This window comes from Lacticaseibacillus sp. 30 (assembly GCF_053819265.1).
This window is the reverse complement of the sequence record NZ_JBSOQX010000002.1, coordinates 1-16,094: the sequence shown is the minus strand read 5'-3', so window position 1 is coordinate 16,094 and position 16,094 is coordinate 1. Positions and strand designations below refer to the sequence as shown.

At 47.3% G+C, this 16,094-nt stretch carries 15 protein-coding genes; 5 read left to right on the top strand and 10 right to left on the bottom strand.

The window, feature by feature from the left end; genetic code table 11:
- Position 1: 1 nt before the first annotated feature.
- Both ACWPAB_RS01565 and ACWPAB_RS01560 read left to right on the top strand, forming a co-directional pair.
- A complete protein-coding gene (locus ACWPAB_RS01565) occupies positions 2 to 637 on the top strand; it encodes a copper homeostasis protein CutC (protein WP_003569480.1) in 636 nt (211 codons plus the stop codon).
- Positions 638 to 793: 156 nt separating this feature from the next.
- Complete coding sequence (locus ACWPAB_RS01560) at positions 794 to 1,852, top strand: FAD:protein FMN transferase (protein WP_003569478.1); 1,059 nt, start codon at positions 794 to 796, stop codon at positions 1,850 to 1,852.
- A gap of 108 nt (positions 1,853 to 1,960) precedes the next feature.
- On the opposite strand, the gene ACWPAB_RS01555 is transcribed toward ACWPAB_RS01560, so the two are convergent.
- From ACWPAB_RS01555 to ACWPAB_RS01545, 3 genes are read right to left on the bottom strand one after another with little or no spacing between them, the layout of a single operon-like run.
- Positions 1,961 to 2,863 (bottom strand): RluA family pseudouridine synthase, encoded by a 903-nt coding sequence (locus ACWPAB_RS01555; protein WP_003569476.1) that lies wholly within the window; start codon positions 2,861 to 2,863, stop codon positions 1,961 to 1,963.
- On the bottom strand, positions 2,863 to 3,660 hold the full coding sequence (locus ACWPAB_RS01550; RefSeq protein WP_003564146.1) for an NAD kinase: 798 nt from the start codon (positions 3,658 to 3,660) through the stop codon (positions 2,863 to 2,865). Before ACWPAB_RS01550 ends, ACWPAB_RS01555 begins: the two co-directional genes overlap by 1 nt.
- A gap of 1 nt (position 3,661) precedes the next feature.
- Positions 3,662 to 4,333 carry a GTP pyrophosphokinase gene (locus ACWPAB_RS01545; protein WP_003564145.1) on the bottom strand — a complete coding sequence of 224 codons (672 nt, stop codon included), beginning with the start codon at positions 4,331 to 4,333 and terminating at the stop codon, positions 3,662 to 3,664.
- Positions 4,334 to 4,526: 193 nt separating this feature from the next.
- Between ACWPAB_RS01545 and ACWPAB_RS01540 the strand changes: the two genes are divergently transcribed.
- Both ACWPAB_RS01540 and ACWPAB_RS01535 read left to right on the top strand, forming a co-directional pair.
- Positions 4,527 to 5,120: a CYTH domain-containing protein gene (locus tag ACWPAB_RS01540; protein ID WP_003564144.1), complete on the top strand. Its 594-nt coding sequence runs from the start codon at positions 4,527 to 4,529 to the stop codon at positions 5,118 to 5,120.
- A gap of 69 nt (positions 5,121 to 5,189) precedes the next feature.
- Entirely contained in the window at positions 5,190 to 5,825 is a 636-nt protein-coding gene (locus tag ACWPAB_RS01535; protein WP_003564143.1) for a DsbA family protein, read from the top strand.
- A gap of 189 nt (positions 5,826 to 6,014) precedes the next feature.
- Here ACWPAB_RS01535 and ACWPAB_RS01530 read toward each other — a convergent pair whose 3' ends face one another.
- The 3 genes from ACWPAB_RS01530 to ACWPAB_RS01520 form a co-directional block, all read right to left on the bottom strand.
- Positions 6,015 to 7,070: a competence protein CoiA gene (locus tag ACWPAB_RS01530; protein WP_003569473.1), complete on the bottom strand. Its 1,056-nt coding sequence runs from the start codon at positions 7,068 to 7,070 to the stop codon at positions 6,015 to 6,017.
- A gap of 109 nt (positions 7,071 to 7,179) precedes the next feature.
- Positions 7,180 to 8,523 (bottom strand): PFL family protein, encoded by a 1,344-nt coding sequence (locus ACWPAB_RS01525; RefSeq protein ID WP_003569470.1) that lies wholly within the window; start codon positions 8,521 to 8,523, stop codon positions 7,180 to 7,182.
- 48 nt (positions 8,524 to 8,571) lie between these two features.
- A complete protein-coding gene (locus ACWPAB_RS01520; protein WP_003564140.1) occupies positions 8,572 to 8,838 on the bottom strand; it encodes an ACT domain-containing protein in 267 nt (88 codons plus the stop codon).
- Positions 8,839 to 9,028: 190 nt separating this feature from the next.
- On the opposite strand from ACWPAB_RS01520, the gene ACWPAB_RS01515 reads away from it, so the two are divergent.
- Positions 9,029 to 10,357 carry a metallophosphoesterase gene (locus ACWPAB_RS01515; protein WP_003587485.1) on the top strand — a complete coding sequence of 443 codons (1,329 nt, stop codon included), beginning with the start codon at positions 9,029 to 9,031 and terminating at the stop codon, positions 10,355 to 10,357.
- Positions 10,358 to 10,490: 133 nt separating this feature from the next.
- On the opposite strand, the gene ACWPAB_RS01510 is transcribed toward ACWPAB_RS01515, so the two are convergent.
- The 4 genes from ACWPAB_RS01510 to ACWPAB_RS01495 form a co-directional block, all read right to left on the bottom strand.
- Positions 10,491 to 11,696, bottom strand: coding sequence for a MalY/PatB family protein (locus ACWPAB_RS01510; RefSeq protein WP_016380780.1), 1,206 nt, complete (start codon positions 11,694 to 11,696; stop codon positions 10,491 to 10,493).
- 467 nt (positions 11,697 to 12,163) lie between these two features.
- Positions 12,164 to 12,637: a glutathione peroxidase gene (locus ACWPAB_RS01505; RefSeq protein ID WP_003564137.1), complete on the bottom strand. Its 474-nt coding sequence runs from the start codon at positions 12,635 to 12,637 to the stop codon at positions 12,164 to 12,166.
- 96 nt (positions 12,638 to 12,733) lie between these two features.
- Positions 12,734 to 14,293, bottom strand: coding sequence for a glycosyltransferase (locus ACWPAB_RS01500; protein ID WP_003590262.1), 1,560 nt, complete (start codon positions 14,291 to 14,293; stop codon positions 12,734 to 12,736).
- A 27-nt stretch (positions 14,294 to 14,320) separates the two neighbouring features.
- On the bottom strand, positions 14,321 to 15,832 hold the full coding sequence (locus tag ACWPAB_RS01495; RefSeq protein WP_003569462.1) for a glycosyltransferase family 4 protein: 1,512 nt from the start codon (positions 15,830 to 15,832) through the stop codon (positions 14,321 to 14,323).
- Positions 15,833 to 16,094 lie beyond the last annotated feature (262 nt).

Genomic DNA, 16,094 nt, shown 5'->3' with positions numbered 1-16,094 from the left:
CATGTTAAAAGAAATTGCAGTTGAAAATTATACATCGATTCCTAAAGCAATCGCGGCCGGGGCTGATCGGATTGAGCTCAATGACAATTTAGCGGTTGGTGGCACAACTGTGTCTAAGGGCGTTATGGCAGAGAGTACAAAATATGTTCATGAACATGGCCGTAGCCTCATCACCATGATTCGTCCACGTGGCGGTAACTTTGTTTATAACGATGTTGAATTAAAAATCATGGAAGCTGATCTTTTTGAGGCACAGGCGCTTGGCGTGGATGGCGTTGCCTTTGGTGCTTTGACACCAGATGGCGCAATTGATGAAGACGCGATGACCAGCCTCATTGCTGCCAGTGCTGGCATGACCGTTGTTTTCCACATGGCTTTCGATGCCATTCCAGAAACCAAGCAGTTTGCCGCAATTGATTGGTTGGCCGATCACGATGTCGAGCGTATCTTGACCCACGGCGGTCCTTTGACCACCCCCATCACCGACACTTTGCCACGCCTGCAAGCCATCATCAACTATGCAGGTGATAAAATCAGCATCTTGCCAGGCGGCGGGATCACCAGTCAAAACGCTGCTTCAATCGGTGAGACATTAGGTGTGAAAGCTTTACATGGTACAAAACTAATCGCGTTCTAATGAACCACGCCACGGAAAGGCTAGTTATGCGGGCAACCGCTTGAATAACTAGCCTTTTTTGCTGCCATACGCTTGACGAGCGACAACCAGGGCTTTCTTTTTCCATAACGCGCGGTATGATATTCAAAGGGAAAGATGAAATGAGGGTTATGTAACATGCGAAAATTCGTCATCGGTTTACTTGCTTTTATTGGTTTTCTAACTTTGTCCGGCTGTCAAAAAACAGCCAGTCCAACTTACTTGAAAACCCCATACACACAAAATGAATTTGTCATGGGCACCACTTGTACTTTGACAATTTATGATAAAGGTAAAAAATCCGCCTTAAAAGACGGATTTGCCATGATTCATCACGTCGACGCCGAGGCAACGTTAACCCGCGGCGGTTCGGTTTTGGATAAGATCAACGATAATGCCGGAATCAAGCCGGTCAAAGTGCCTAAAGATTTTATGCCCTTACTTGAAAAAGCCTACTACTTTTCAAAAAACTCGAATGGCAGTTTCGACATGGCCATTGGAGCCGTCACCAATCTGTGGCAAATTGGCCTGCCTGGCGCGCGCGTCCCGGCACAAAGTGAGATCGACAAGGCCTTGCCACTGGTCAACTGGCGCGATGTCAAACTCGATACCAAAAATAATACCGCCTATCTGACCAAAAAAGGGATGCGGCTTGATTTTGGCGGGATTGCCAAGGGCTGGGTTGCTGACAAAGTGAAGGCCGTGCTCGCCAAAGATGGCGTCACAGCAGCGATTATTGATCTTGGCGGTAATGTCGTTGTCATGGGTCACTCACCGCTTGGTACCAATCGCGATTGGCATGTTGGGATTCAAGACCCGACCGCGCCGCGTGGCACTGCAGTGGGTACGATTCCTGAAAGCAACGAATCCATTGTGACAGCTGGCACCTATGAGCAATACCTAATCTCCAATGGCCATAAATACATTTATCTTTTCGATCCTCAGACTGGCTATCCCTATGACAACAACTTGGCCTCAGTCACGATTGTCTCGAAAAATAGTGTTGATGGCGATGCCTTATCCAATGCTGCCTTTGATAAGGGATTAAAAGGCGGTCTGCAATACATGAATGCCAAAAACAGCGATCATATTCAAGCAATTTTCATTACCAATGACAAGAAGATCTATTTAACCAATGGCCTCAAAAAACAATTCAAGTTTGATGCCGATTCAGGTTATCACAAAGGCAACTTCTAGTTCGCTTGAAGCCGCTAATTATGTTCCTGAATCATAGTATGTTAAAAGCCAGTTCCTAATTTTCGGGAACTGGCTTTTGTCATACCTTGTTTAAACTTGTGCGGCGGCTCAATCTTGTTGCGATAATCTCAACTTCGCCGCTAACGTTGCCATATCAGCCGGAAGTGGTGCATGTAAATCAATCAGTTTATGCTTCAACGGCTGCCAGAAACGCAAATGGGCACAATGAAGTGCTTGTCGATTAAAGCCGTGCGTATCAGGACTGTATAAGCCATCACCATACAACGCATGACCAATCGCGGCAAAATGAACCCGAATTTGATGAGTCCGCCCGGTATGCAACGTGACAAGCATCATGGCCCCAGCCGTATTTTGGTCAAGTGTTCGATACTCCGTGACAGAAGCTTTGCCAGTATCGGTTACAACACGACGCATATAAAAGCCGTCACTAACGCCAATGGGCAATACGATCCAACCATGAGTTGCTAAAGGTGTTTGTGCGGTTACAATTGCCACATACTGTTTGACAAAGTCTTGACTGTGCAATTGCTGATCCAACAAGCTGTGCGCCAACCCATGCTTGGCAAAGACCATCAACCCGCTGGTATCGCGATCCAACCGTGTCACCACATGAACGGCCTGACTTTCAGCTTTGGTTTTAATTAAATAAGCCTTGACCATATTCGCCATGCTATTATTTTGGCGCCCAACCGCTGGAATAGATGCCACCCCGGCCGGTTTATTCACTATCAGATAATCGTCATCCTCGTAACTGATGGCCAAATCATGCGAATAAGGCACCACACTGTCTGCCGCGTGCTCAGGTGCTGTCTGTACCAAAATTCTGTCCCCCGAGCGCACCGGATAAGCGGTATGCCGTTGCCGTTTGTTGACAAAAACAAATCCGCCTTGATAACGAAGTTTCTTAAGCTGTGCACGGGAAAAACCCTGTTGTTTTAAAAAAGCCGCCAATTTCAGCGGCGGTCCCTCATACTGCCATTCAAATCGCATCAGTGTTTGGCTCCGATAAAGGCGTCTTCAACACGATCCCAAAAATGCATATGCCGGTAGCGTGCAAAATGAATCCGTTCTTTCGCAATTTTATACCGAATTTGTTTGATTGTTGGTGGATTGATGACGAACTGATCCACAGTCATGACGTAATCATCGCGACCTGTCGGCTCCAATGTCACCCACTCGTCTGGTGCCGTGATAATCGGCGAACTGAGGGTACGAAAAACCCGATTATTAATGGACGCAATTTCGGTCATTTGCAACGCATCCAATCGCGGATGAATCACAGCACCGCCGTTAGACTTACTGTAAGCTGTGGATCCAGTTGGCGTCGACACACACAAACCATCCCCGCGGAAGCTCTCAAAGAAATCGCCTTTGATATAGACTTCCGTCCGCATAGTACCGTTTAAACGCTTCAAGGTTGACTCATTCAATGCTAGATAATGAGCACTGGTCGCGTCAGCATAAGTCGCCTGAACATCCAAAAGTGGGTAGCTAACGCTTTGTCCAGAGTCTTCTTTTAAGGCGATAACTAAATCTTCAATTTCAAAATCCCGCCAGTCTGTGTAAAAACCCAAATGGCCTGTATGCACACCGATGAAGCGAATTGAGTTTAACTGATCCGCATAGCGATGAAAGGCCGAAAGGAGCGTACCATCACCACCGATGGTAACGACCACCTCGGGATGCCGCTCATCAAGCTCAAAGTGACCGCTCTTCAAAAGCTTCGTCAGCTTTTGCGCAGCCGTGATTGAGGCAGGTATGCTATTATGGAAAACTGTCACACGCATCTTACTCATCCTTTTTATCGTCATGGTGATCCTTTGTTTTCGAATGTGGCTGCTGCCCTTTACCATAAACAAACAGATGCTGGGCTTCTTGAATTTCTTCACGAATATCTGACATCTCTTTATCCAACATAAAGGAAGCCTCCGCTGCCCGCTTGAGCCGCGCCTTCAAAGTATCCGGAAATTCGCCATTATATTTGTAATTCAGGCTGTGCTCAATCGTTGCCCAGAAGTTCATGGACATGGTTCGAATCTGGACTTCCGCCAAAATCTTTTTTTCACCATGGATGAGTTGCACTGGATATTCAATCACCACATGGTAACTGCGGTAACCAGAAGGCTTCACGTTGGTCACGTAATCGCGTTCTTCCACGATGTTCATGTCTGTGCGTTGACGAAGGAGTGCCACGACTTGATAAATGTCTTCAACAAACTGACACATGATTCGCAGACCAGCAATGTCCTGCATATCCTGTTCCAAAAGTTCGTCACTGATAAAACGCCGACTTTGTTTTTCAATAATCGAACTGACCGGTTTAACCCGCCCCGTCACAAATTCGATGGGTGTGTGTTCATTGGCCTGTTGAAATTGTTTACGCATACCGCGAAATTTAATTTTCAATTCCCCGACTGCTTGTTCATACGGCATTAAGAAACTATCCCAGTCCCTTTGCATTGCTGGCCCTCCCATACTAAACTACTGATGATACGTTGCGTGAGGCTTGGCCGACAAACGACGGCTATATTCCAGCCAGACTGGTTAAGAAGTACGGCAACCCGTAGCTTTCTTGCCAGCCAAGTCACTCACGACCACCATTCTATCATATTTTTGTCTCGTCACCGTTGCCCTTTGTCTTTGGAGGCAGTTCATGTCAATTTCTCGCGAACAGGAATTTAAAACAACTTTAACAAAGACTGATTTTCTAGCGATTCTCAATCAGTTTGATTTTGAGCCGGGCTTCAGTCAAATGAATACCTATTACGATACACCGACTGGCGCCGTCAAAAAGGCAGGCCTAGGCTTGCGCATTCGTCAGTTTAAAGATCGTGCGGAACAAACCTTAAAAGTTCCTAATAAGAATCAACATCGTGATTTGGAAGAAATTACCGATCCGCTGACTTCAGTTGAAGCCCGCTCCTTGATTGACCAAGGGCAACTTAAAACCGGTCAAGTCACAACGGCACTAGCAGCCCGTGAAATTGACCCCGCAGCGGTTCATCCGCAAACCCAAGCAAAAACGACCCGCCGTGTAGCGCATCTTAAAGCAGGTTTGTTGACACTCGATCAGACTTTTTACATGGACAACACCTCTGATTTTGAGTTGGAAATGGAGTACCATGACCTGCCACAAGCTCAAGTTTTCTACGATACTTTGTTGCACCAATTCAACATTGAAAAACGGCCGGTTATCAACAAAGTTCAGCGCGCATTCATGCATGTGCACGATTCACAAGCTGATTAATTGTACCCTGCTCATTTTCTGATAAAGTAAATGTAAGAATTTGTTGTTGGCGAATTGGAGGCCGTTAACGTGATAGAAATTTTCCTTTTTTTCAATCCAATCGGGAGCGTCTGTCTGGGTACTGAACAGAAATTACTCAGACAATTGGATAAATTCCAGCAGGAAGTGCGCGTCCACTTCGTTCCCGTTCTTAATTTAGATATCATGGAACAATTTATGAAACGTGAGCAACTGAGCGTAGGTAATCTTGCTAAACGCAACCAGCTGCTCCGTGCAGCTTACAACCTTGCGTTGGATTATAAGGCTGCACAATATCAAGGCAACAAAAAAGCACGGATGCTCTTGTTGCGGCTACAACAACACGCACCTCTGGTTCAATACCAATATGATGCGGCCTTTGTGGCAAAGATGCTCGACAAATGTAAGCTGGATCAGGAAATGTTTTATGAAGATCGTCAGCGTTCCGAAGTTAAAATGGGCTTTGACTCCGATCAACGAACTGCTAACCAAATGGGTATCACTCAAACGCCTTCCCTTGTCATTGTTGACACCGATCGCAAAGTAGATGACGGCCATGCTGTTTTGATCGAACAAATCGGTGACCCAGCACTCATCCCACATCTTTGCGATCTCATACGAACAGATCCCGCCGGTTTCTTCACCGAACGGCCAGAAAACATGGGGAGTAACTTTAGAATTTTTTAGAGCGTGAACAGACTCGGCTAGAAACCGGCCTATCAGTGGCCTGAAGTGATGACCGGTCTTCAGGCATTGTATTCAGCGTCCTTACATGCCGGTTTCTGGGTCTACAAACACGTTTCCATAAGCGCACAAACCGTCACATTTTCCCACCTTGCGAATCATGATAAGCAATCAGCCTCATCAGACTTTGCCTTAAGCAAAGTCTTTTTTCATGGCCAATTTTCGCTCAAGATCGGCAAACCAAACAGGCAAACGCTGCCACTGATAACGACAACCATCTTCCTGAACAACGAAGCCTTCTGCCAGCAACACTTGCAGCCAGTGGGCACCCATCATTTTCCCGAGCGTGCCAGCTGGCAACAAAGGCGTCCAGATATTCGGCAGGGCCGCTTGCCAAAATTGACGGTTGGCAGTCGCGGTAAAAGGCTGTCCTTCAAAGATCAACAGCCATTTGAGTCGCAGTTGGAGTTCCGGAATACCAAAATGCCGTAACACATGGGGCCGACTGTGAACGAACCATGGGGAGCCATTCAAATTGCGGCCCTGTTGATAAGCAGCTGCTTGCAGCGTCATCCACGGTTGCACCCGCTTTTGTAAACTGATGGCAATCTGCCGAATTTGTCGTTGCGGATAAGTCGATTCTGCCTGCCAAGTTTGAGTTGGCGGATCATCATGCTGAAAGCGCGTTAGCCAACGGCCTTCATTTCCAAACTGAATCCGTACCAACTCACCAACCGTTGTCTGTAAATGCCACAAAGTTAGCCGATGATCTTCGATGCTCAAAAACTTTCGTGCTTGTATCTTGCCTTCAGGATGCCAGTATCGATGACCCAATACCCATGTCACTTGCCAACCACGCGCATGATACATCATTGTCCGTTTTTGCAGATCTGGCACGCTTAGCGGGCTTGCTTGAAATTCCAATACCCTCGGCGGTTTACTTGCAACCAAAAGATCTGCGCGCTGGCGAATGGTTGCATCATAGTATTCCAACGTTGCCTGTTCGCCATGCTGTTTGAGCCAAGACGCCAACCACCATTTGCCAGTTAGGTGCTCTATACTCTCTGGTTCACCCTCACCCATTGGTTGACTTCGGTGAGCAAAATGGGCAGGCATTACGGTTCCGTTTTTGATGCGAACGACCTGCTTGCAAATAGGACAGTGAAAGGTTTGGTGTGTTAAATTGGCCGCCTGGGCATGACTTGTCAATGTGACACGTTGATTGTTTTTATCTAGGGCTACAAACATACGATTCACCTCATCAAAACATTACGCACCGCCACCAAAAAGCCCTGCTGCTACTGGCAATTACCAGCAACAACAAGGCCTAAGTCGAATCGTTTAAAAATGAGACGCGTTAGTTCTTAAAGCTATGGATCGGGGCTGGGATACGACCACCACGATTAATAAACTGCTGCGCATCGCCATCGTTAATTGCCATGATCGGCGCAGTACCGAAAATACCGCCGAATTCAACGGTATCCCCCACCTGCTTACCAGGAACTGGAATCACTCTGACTGCCGTCGTCTTGTTGTTAATCATCCCGATAGCAGCCTCGTCGGCGATCATGCCGCTAATCGTGGCGTCAGGAGTGTCGCCAGGCACCGCAACCATATCCAAGCCAACCGAACAAACCGCCGTCATCGCTTCTAGTTTTTCCAGACTGATTTGACCCTTGGCCGCTGCGGTGATCATATTAGCATCCTCAGAAACCGGAATGAAGGCACCTGATAATCCGCCGACACGTTCAGCCGCCATGATGCCGCCTTTTTTGACTGCATCGTTTAGCAACGCCAACGCTGCCGTTGTGCCTGGTGTGCCAACATGACTGAGTCCCATTGTTTCCAGAATTTGCGCCACTGAGTCACCTTTTGCCGGTGTTGGTGCCAAACTGAGGTCAACAATGTTAAACGGTACATCAAGGCGATCCGCAGCAACTTTACCGACAAATTGGCCCATCCGTGACACTTTAAAGGCGGTTTGTTTAATCGTTTCACAGATCTCTTCAAAACTTGCCGCCGGTTTGGCCGCGATCGCCCGTTCTACAACCCCGGGACCGGAAACACCTGTGTTGATGGCAACATCACCTTCTGAAATCCCCCAAAAAGCACCTGCCATAAACGGATTGTCTTCAACAGCATTGCAGAATACCACCAGTTTCATCGCATTCTGCGGCTTGCGCATGGCAACCTCTTTGACGATCGTGCCCATCAACTTAACAGCGTCCATGTTCAAACCGCTGCGTGTACTGCCGATGTTCACGGACGCACAAACGCGTTCCGTGGTGTCTAACACCTCCGGCAAACTCTTCATCAATGCAGTTTCTGCTGGCGTACTACCGTTTTGAACGAGAGCGGTATAGCCCCCAATTAAATCCACACCTAAATCTTTTGCAGCTCGATCCATCGCTTGGGCAATCGGGCGAAAATCGAGGTTTTGATCCGCGCCAGCTAGCAAGCTGACCGGGGTCACGCTAATACGTTTGTTGACAATTGGAATTCCGTATTCGTCGCTAATGGCGTCAGCTACCGGCACCAGATTGGCAGCTTTTGCCATAATTTTGGCATATACTTTGTCGGCTGTGGTTTGCAGGTCACCAGTTACACAATCCAACAAGGAAATCCCCATGGTAATCGTTCGGATATCCAGATTCTCTTCACTGATCATTTCAATGGTTTCTTTAATTTGTTGAGTTTCCATCACTGGCTCCTTTAGCTCTGATAAGTACGATTGCCGATCCAACGCATATTAAAGCCGATGCATGGCATCAAAAATCTCTTGACGGGCTACTTTGATCTCAACGCCAATTTGATCACCCAAGGTCGCCAATTGACTTTTTACCGTATTGAAATTGCCATTATCTGGAATTTTAGCTAGCAGCATCATCGTAAATGCACCTTGCATGATAGTCTGTGAAACATCCAAAATATTAACATCTAAATCTGCTAAAGCAGTGGTTACTTGTGCGATGATCCCAACTTTGTCGGTACCGATAACCGTTACGATTACTTGCATAGGTGTATATGTCCTCTCTCTAAACGCTATCGTGGTCAAATGTGGCTTTATTTTACCATAATCCCGCTCTCGGTCAGTAACGTTTTTAAGTCACCAACAAGTTAATCATCAAAAAAATTTTTTGACAACCACTCAAAATGACCTGCTGGTGTTACGTTGATCAATGGTAAACTAGGTACGGAGGCAGAAAATGAAAGCAGTCAAATATGTAGCAGCGTTATTTTTAATGCTGATCTTTGCAATCGTCTTGGGGCAAATTCACCCTAATCGTGATCGCCCACTCACCAATAGTTCACAGGCAACCATTTGGGTGCTCAGCGATACCCACTTTATTGCCCCAAGTCTACATGATGAAAAGACTGCTTATACCCAAATCAAACGTTCTGCAGCAGGAAAAGATATGGACTATCAGCCCGTTGCTATCAATGCTTTGGTTCAAAACGCCTTAAAAGCCCGCCCGACAGCCCTCGTCATCACCGGTGATGTCACGTTCAACGGCGAAAAAGCCAGTGCCGAAAGTATCATGCGCCGCCTACAACCACTTGTTGCCAATGGTACGAAGGTGTTGATCATCCCTGGCAATCATGATATTTACGATGGTTGGGCACGAGCCTACAAGGGCAAACGACAACTACTGACAGAACAAATCAGCCCTAGCGATTGGCGCAATATTTTTCATACCAGTTATGAGCAGGCAGTTGCGCAGGATCCGAATAGTTTGAGCTATCGCGTCAACCTTAACCGCAATTATCAATTGCTGATGCTGGACAGCAATATTTATACGATCGAACCTTCCAATCGCCCCCCGAACACTGGTGGTAAGCTCACACCGCAGACCATGAAATGGGTTCGCCAGCAATTAGCTGCTGGTCAAAAGGCCCATCGCAAGTCGATTGTTTTCATGCACCACAATCTATATGCCCACAATGAAGCGGTGAATCAAGGATTTGTTTTGGACAACAGCGATCAACTCAAAACGTTGCTGAAAGCTTACCATGTTCCGTTGCTTTTTTCCGGACACATCCATGCGCAAGACATCAGCCGCGATCCGGATGGGCAATGTCCAACGATTGAAGTTGTCAGCGGCGCATTTTCGATCAGCCCTGCCAGTTATGGGGTGGTGACGTTCACGCCTAACCGAATCACCTATCAAAAGCATGCGACTGATCCCACACCTTACTTAACCGCCAAGCAACGAAAAAATCCTGATCTGCTACATTATCAACGGTATCTGAAGCAACTCTTTCTCCAAGATGGCGAAGGCCTTGCATATGGGGATCTCATGGATAATGGCGTGACGAATCAGCATGATTTGGATGCTGCCGCAAAACTGATGGGTGTCTTGAACTGGCGCTTTTTCACAGGCGATGATCATCCCGATAAAGCTGAACTCAAGCGATTAAAAGCCGATCCGGGTTGGGCCGTTTTGGAACGCTCACCAATGCTGCGGCGATATCTTAAAGAAATCGTACAGGATCATAATATGAATGATAATCATTTAATCATCAATCACCCTTAGTGACTGTTAACTAAGACTACTCACAAAAAAACACCCTGCCATCAGCAAGCGTCGCTGTCTCAGCACCAAACCTTGTATGTTTGGTAATGAGTCAACCTGCCTTGCGTTAACAGGGTGTTTTTTTCTGTTTCAATTAAAGTTGCGGCTGAGCCAAGTGCTCAGTTAAACGCTGAATCGCCTCGGCAACAAGTTTGGGGTCGGTGGCTAAGTTCAAGCGAATATACGTAGCTGTTTTTGGGGAAAACCATGCGCCGTAATCAACTGCCAGTCCGCAAACATCTTCAACAAATGATTTAATTTTGGCTGGCGCAACATAGGCACCAATATCCACATAGGCAAGATAGGTGCCCTGCAAGTCCGCAACTGTAGCCTTCGGAGCGCTCTGCTTCAGACCGGTTAGCAACTGTTGGTAGTTATATCGGACAACTTGAAGCACCTTGTCTAACCACGCGCCACCGTGACGATAAGCTGCCTCACCGGCGACCTGTCCCAAAAGGCTGGTATCTACTGGATGCAACTGTTTGATGAAATCATCATAAGCTGTGCGCAACTTTTCATTCGGAATAATAATATGCGAATTCAGTAAAGCCGCAAGATTAAAGGTCTTCGACGGTGCATTCAGGACGACAAGCCGACTGCGCGCCGGACCCTCAGCTACTTGCAAAGCAGAGGTGAATTTTGGCCCACTAACTTCCAAATCGCCGTGAATCTCATCAGATACCACCGTGACATCATGGTGACTCGTGATCGCAAAAAGCCGTTCCAGTTCTTCACGGGTCCAAACTCGGCCGACCGGATTATGTGGCGAGCAAAAAATCATGGCTTTAATGTTTTGCGTCGCCAGCGTTTTCTCCAATTGATCAAAATCTATCCGCCAGCCATCAGCAGTTAATTGAAGATCAACCGAGACCACTTTGCGACCAAGATCCTTAATCGCATTCATGAAGGGATAATAGACAGGCTGCATGATTAAAACTGGATCGCCGGGTTCGGTCAGCCAATTGACCATGGCATACAGCGATTTAACCAAACCGACACCAAAACGCATCCATTCCGGCTGCACCGTCACGCCATGGCGAGTCTTTTCCCAATCAATGAAGGCATCATAGTAGGATTGTGGCCGAATGGAATAGCCAAAAGTTCCTTCTTGAATGCGAGCGGTTAAGGCGTCAATCACCGCCTGAGGTGCTTTAAATTCGGTATCGGCAATCCACATCGGCAGGAGATCCGTGCGGCCAAATTCACCTGCCAAACCATCCCACTTCACGGCGTTACTATTGCGCCGATCAACCAAATGTGTTTCAACAAAAGCCGCTACATCAGCTGGCAATTCTTCCATCAATCATCCCTGCTTTCTTACTTTTGATGTCATTGTACGCATCACATGCATGAGTGTCCAGAGCGTGAGCAGGCCCGGTTAGAAACCGGAGCATAAGTGGCCTCGGACATAAATGGCTGGATTTTGGCCATTTATGTCCGAGGTCCTTATGTGCAGGTTTCTGGGCCTGCGAACGCGTTTAAAACAGAGCGTGAACCAGCCCGGGAGAGACCGGAGTGTAAGCGGCCTTGGGTGTAATGGCCGGACTTTGGTCATTGCACCCAAGGTCCTTACACGCAGGTCTCTGGGCTGGCGAACGCGTTTAAAACAGAGCGTGAACCAGCCCGGGAGAGACCGGAGTGTAAGCGGCCTTGGGTGTGATGGCCGGGCTTTGGTCATTGCACCCAAGGTCCTTACACGCAGGTCTCTGGGCTGGCAAACGCGTTTAAAACAGAGCGTGAACCAGCCCCACGTGCAACTGACAAAAGTTAGCCAAGAAGCTTCTCCACTGCTGGTTCAATCGCTTCTGGTTTTGTTTTTGGTGCAAAGCGGGCGACAACTTGACCATCACGATCAACCAAAAACTTCGTAAAGTTCCATTTGATGGACTTGCCTAGTTCACCAGGGGCTTGGGTTTTAAGGTATTGAAACAGCGGAGCTGCTTCTTTGCCATTCACCTTAATCAAATCATGCATTGGAAAACTCACACCGTATTTCAACCGGCAAGCCTCGGCCGCCGCATGACCATCAGCCAGTTCCTGTTTAAATTGATCAGAAGGAAAACCTAGCACTACCAAACCTTGATCCTTGAACTTGTCATACAATTTCTCCAAACCATCAAACTGAGGCGCGAAGCCGCATTTAGTGGCAGTGTTCACGATCAACATTGGTCGACCCTTGTATTTGCTCAAAGCATATTGCGAACCATCTTCTAATGTGACCTCATAATCATAAATTGACATTGGTTAGCCTCCATTTCTTGGTAAAAGCTTACGCCTCATCCTACCATTTTTTGAACAGTTATCAGTAAAAACGCCACTCATTGCCATGACCGGTGCCTAATCAACATGCTCAAAGGCCGCCAGCCTTGTCTTTTTCTTTGCCGCAAACGCCATGAGTTTCTGCCACTGAACAAATGTGCTCGTATCAGTGAATCGCAAAGCATTGTCATAGGCAGCCGCGCTAAACTGGGCCAGCTTAGTTGAATCATTCAATAACCCAATGATCGCATTTGCTAAACCATCAATGTCACCATTTTGCGTCAAAAGCCCGCTTTTACCGTTGGCCAAAATATCGGCTGGCCCATAGTGAATGTCATTTGCGATCATCGGTAATCCGTGTGCCTGTGCTTCGATCAAGGTTAGCGGAAATCCTTCGGCACTGGAAGGCAACAGTCCTAACTGTGCGCGATTATAGACGGCCGCTATGTCGCGAGTATAACCCTTAAAGAAAACGTGATCCGCGAGATGCAGCTTTTCAACCAGAGCATGTAGTTTCGGCGCCATGTCACCATTGGCATAACCCCAGAGTTCAAGTTTAGCATCCGGAATGGCCTTCACAACTTGGGCAAATGCCCGAATTGAACTTGCTTGCTGTTTTTCCGGTGCCAATCGTGCAACATGCACCACCAGATGTTGTTCGCGTTGTGAAAACGGGAGGCGATTAGCCGCTACATCTGCCGCCTTAACAAAAGCAACTCGAATCGTGAAAATCGGCGTGGCTGTGCCAAACCGGGCAGCCATATCCTGCGCCTGCTGCGGTGTCGGCACAATCACAGCGTCCCAGCGATTCAAATGGGTCAAGGCACTAGCATAAAAATTGTTCAGCTTCGCATGCAGCACGTCCTTATTCCCGGCAACATGGTTATTATGCAGATGCAAAACTTTGAGCGCCGGTGTCGTCATGTGCAACAAGCCCCAGCCAGTTTCCGTCGTCCGATCGCACACGAAGACATTATAGCCGCCATCTACCTGATTCAGGTGATCATAGAAGAACCTTGTCAAATCATGAAGCCCATCAAATAGATAATCCACACCATGAAAATCAACCAATTTCCATGAAAATTTTTCTTGCTGGCTATGATTTAAATAATGCAGTTTTTCAAGCCGCGTGCGACCATGACGATCCAAATAGTGTTCTTGGAAAATTTTGCCGCCTTGATCAAAATACTGATCCAAACAATGGTTGCCTCGCGTGTCCCACCAACTCATTTTGATCGTTCGGCCGGTCACATCAAAGTATTGAACATTGCTAACCTCTTGCTCACGCCCCGCCTTTTCGCGCAAATAAACAATTCGAATGACTCGGGAACCGCGGCTGAAGATCACCTGGCGTCCTTCACGCCGGCGGGTCACGCCCGCAGTCGGCTGGCAAACGTCTGCAACCGTTACCTGCTGCCACGGTGTGCTCAGCAGGTCACAAAAGTAATCAAACAGATTGATAAAATCAGTATCGTCAATGCCTGCATCTTTCAAAACATCGTGTAGATCTAAAGCAAATTGCCGGGTAACAATCTTTGCTGGCGTCTGGTTCGCTTTGAAAAGCTGCAACCGCTGAATTTCCGCGCCTTCAATACCAGACTTGGCATAGGCCATTTGATCATTTAAAAAATAATACATCCTGAACCTCCTTGCCGTTTTGTCGGGTTAACTGTCCAGTCCAAGAAATGCTTGCCAGCGGGCGTAGACTTTTTCAGGCGCTAGCTGCTTTTGCGCCAGTGCTCTGGCATGATCGCCGAATTGTTGTGACTGCTCTGGCCGCTTTAGCAGTCTCACAATCGCTTCAGCAAGGTCATTGACGCGTCCTTGCTTGATAAGATAACCGGTTTTCTGATCAATCACACAGGCACTAGGTCCATAGGAAAACCGATAACTCACCACTGGCAGTCCATGGGTTTGTGCTTCAACCAACGCCAACGGACCACCATCTGTCAAATTCGTATTGACCAACAAGGCATATTGCGGGTACTGATCAGCCAAAGATGACTGGTAACCCTTAAATGTCACTTGACTGCCAATCTCTAAACGATCCGCAAGCTGCCTCATCGCGGTTTGATATTGTTCATCACCGTAACCAAACAAATCAAGCGTCACGCCAGACACCTGCCGACTCGCCAAAGCGACTGCCCGAAGTAGCTGATCAAGTTGCTTATCAGGCGACAGCCGACCCACAAACAGGATTTTCTTGCTTGCAGCGGCGGCCGCCGAGCGCGCTGTCAAAGCCGGATCAAATGTCACCGCTGGAATCGCCGCCACCCGAACTTTCGGAAAACGATCATGAAGATCATGTTGCTGCTGAGGCGTTTGTACAATTAAGCCATCTACTTTTTGGGGATGCTGCAGCACAGGTTGAATAAAACCATCAAGTTCGCCTTGCCGCGGTTTGTCAGGTGTTAAAACATGATTAATGGGTATGTAAACAAACTTCTTTGCGGCTGCATGCATTGCCAGTAGCGGTTGAACGCCAATCCCCGGACGATCACTGATAAAAATCGTTGTTTCTGAATCTTCAGTCGCAAGTTGATCAAGAAAATAGCTAAACAACTCTCCCAATGTATCAAATTCATGATCTTCTTTAAGGGTTTGGCCTTTTAAAACAATCCGGCTGATCTGAATCTGACCAGCATGATCACCAACATAATAAATGTCGAGCACTGGTACACCTCGAAGATTATAGTAGCGTTCAAAGGCTAACAAGCCATCCTGTCCAAAATACTGAGTGGCCGATTTAAACCCTCGGGCGTCCCAAAGATCGCATTCCACAAGATTGCCTTGATCGTCCAAAAAGTTTTGATAATAAACATGGCCGACGGTTCCTGGAATATAACCGACCTGCCGTCGCAGCCGGTCGCCGTTCGTGACCTGACTTTGGTTAGCATCGACTGAAACTTCATCCATTGTCGGCAAATTGATCTCATCATTATGCACAGCTTTTTCCGGTCGGTCGGCGGGCACATGCTGAAAATAGTCGAACATGTTGCGCACATCCGTCTGAGCAACGCCAAGCTCGCGCAAGGTTTGGACACTCAAACGATCGTAATCACGCGTCAGAATCTTAACTGGTTGCTTAAATTGTTTGAACAAAGCCAGTCGTTTCAACGCAGCATGTTCAACACTTGAGTTCTTTGCAAGTAAGTATTCATCAAGAAAATAAATCATCCAGCGATCATCCCTTTCAACTATTGATCGTGCTTCATTTCAGGCCACATCATGTTTATACTCCTCATTCACCTTGCCGCTTGCTCAGTCGCCTCATGACGAATATAACACAGCTTCCAGACCTGATGACTTGCATCAAGGCATAAGTCATTGCTTGTTCACATTTTGCACACAAAAATAGCCCTCCTAACATCAATTAGGAAGGCTAAAACGTTGTTACACGGGCATTTCGATTTTTAACCGCCGTTAAAAATCACGAGAA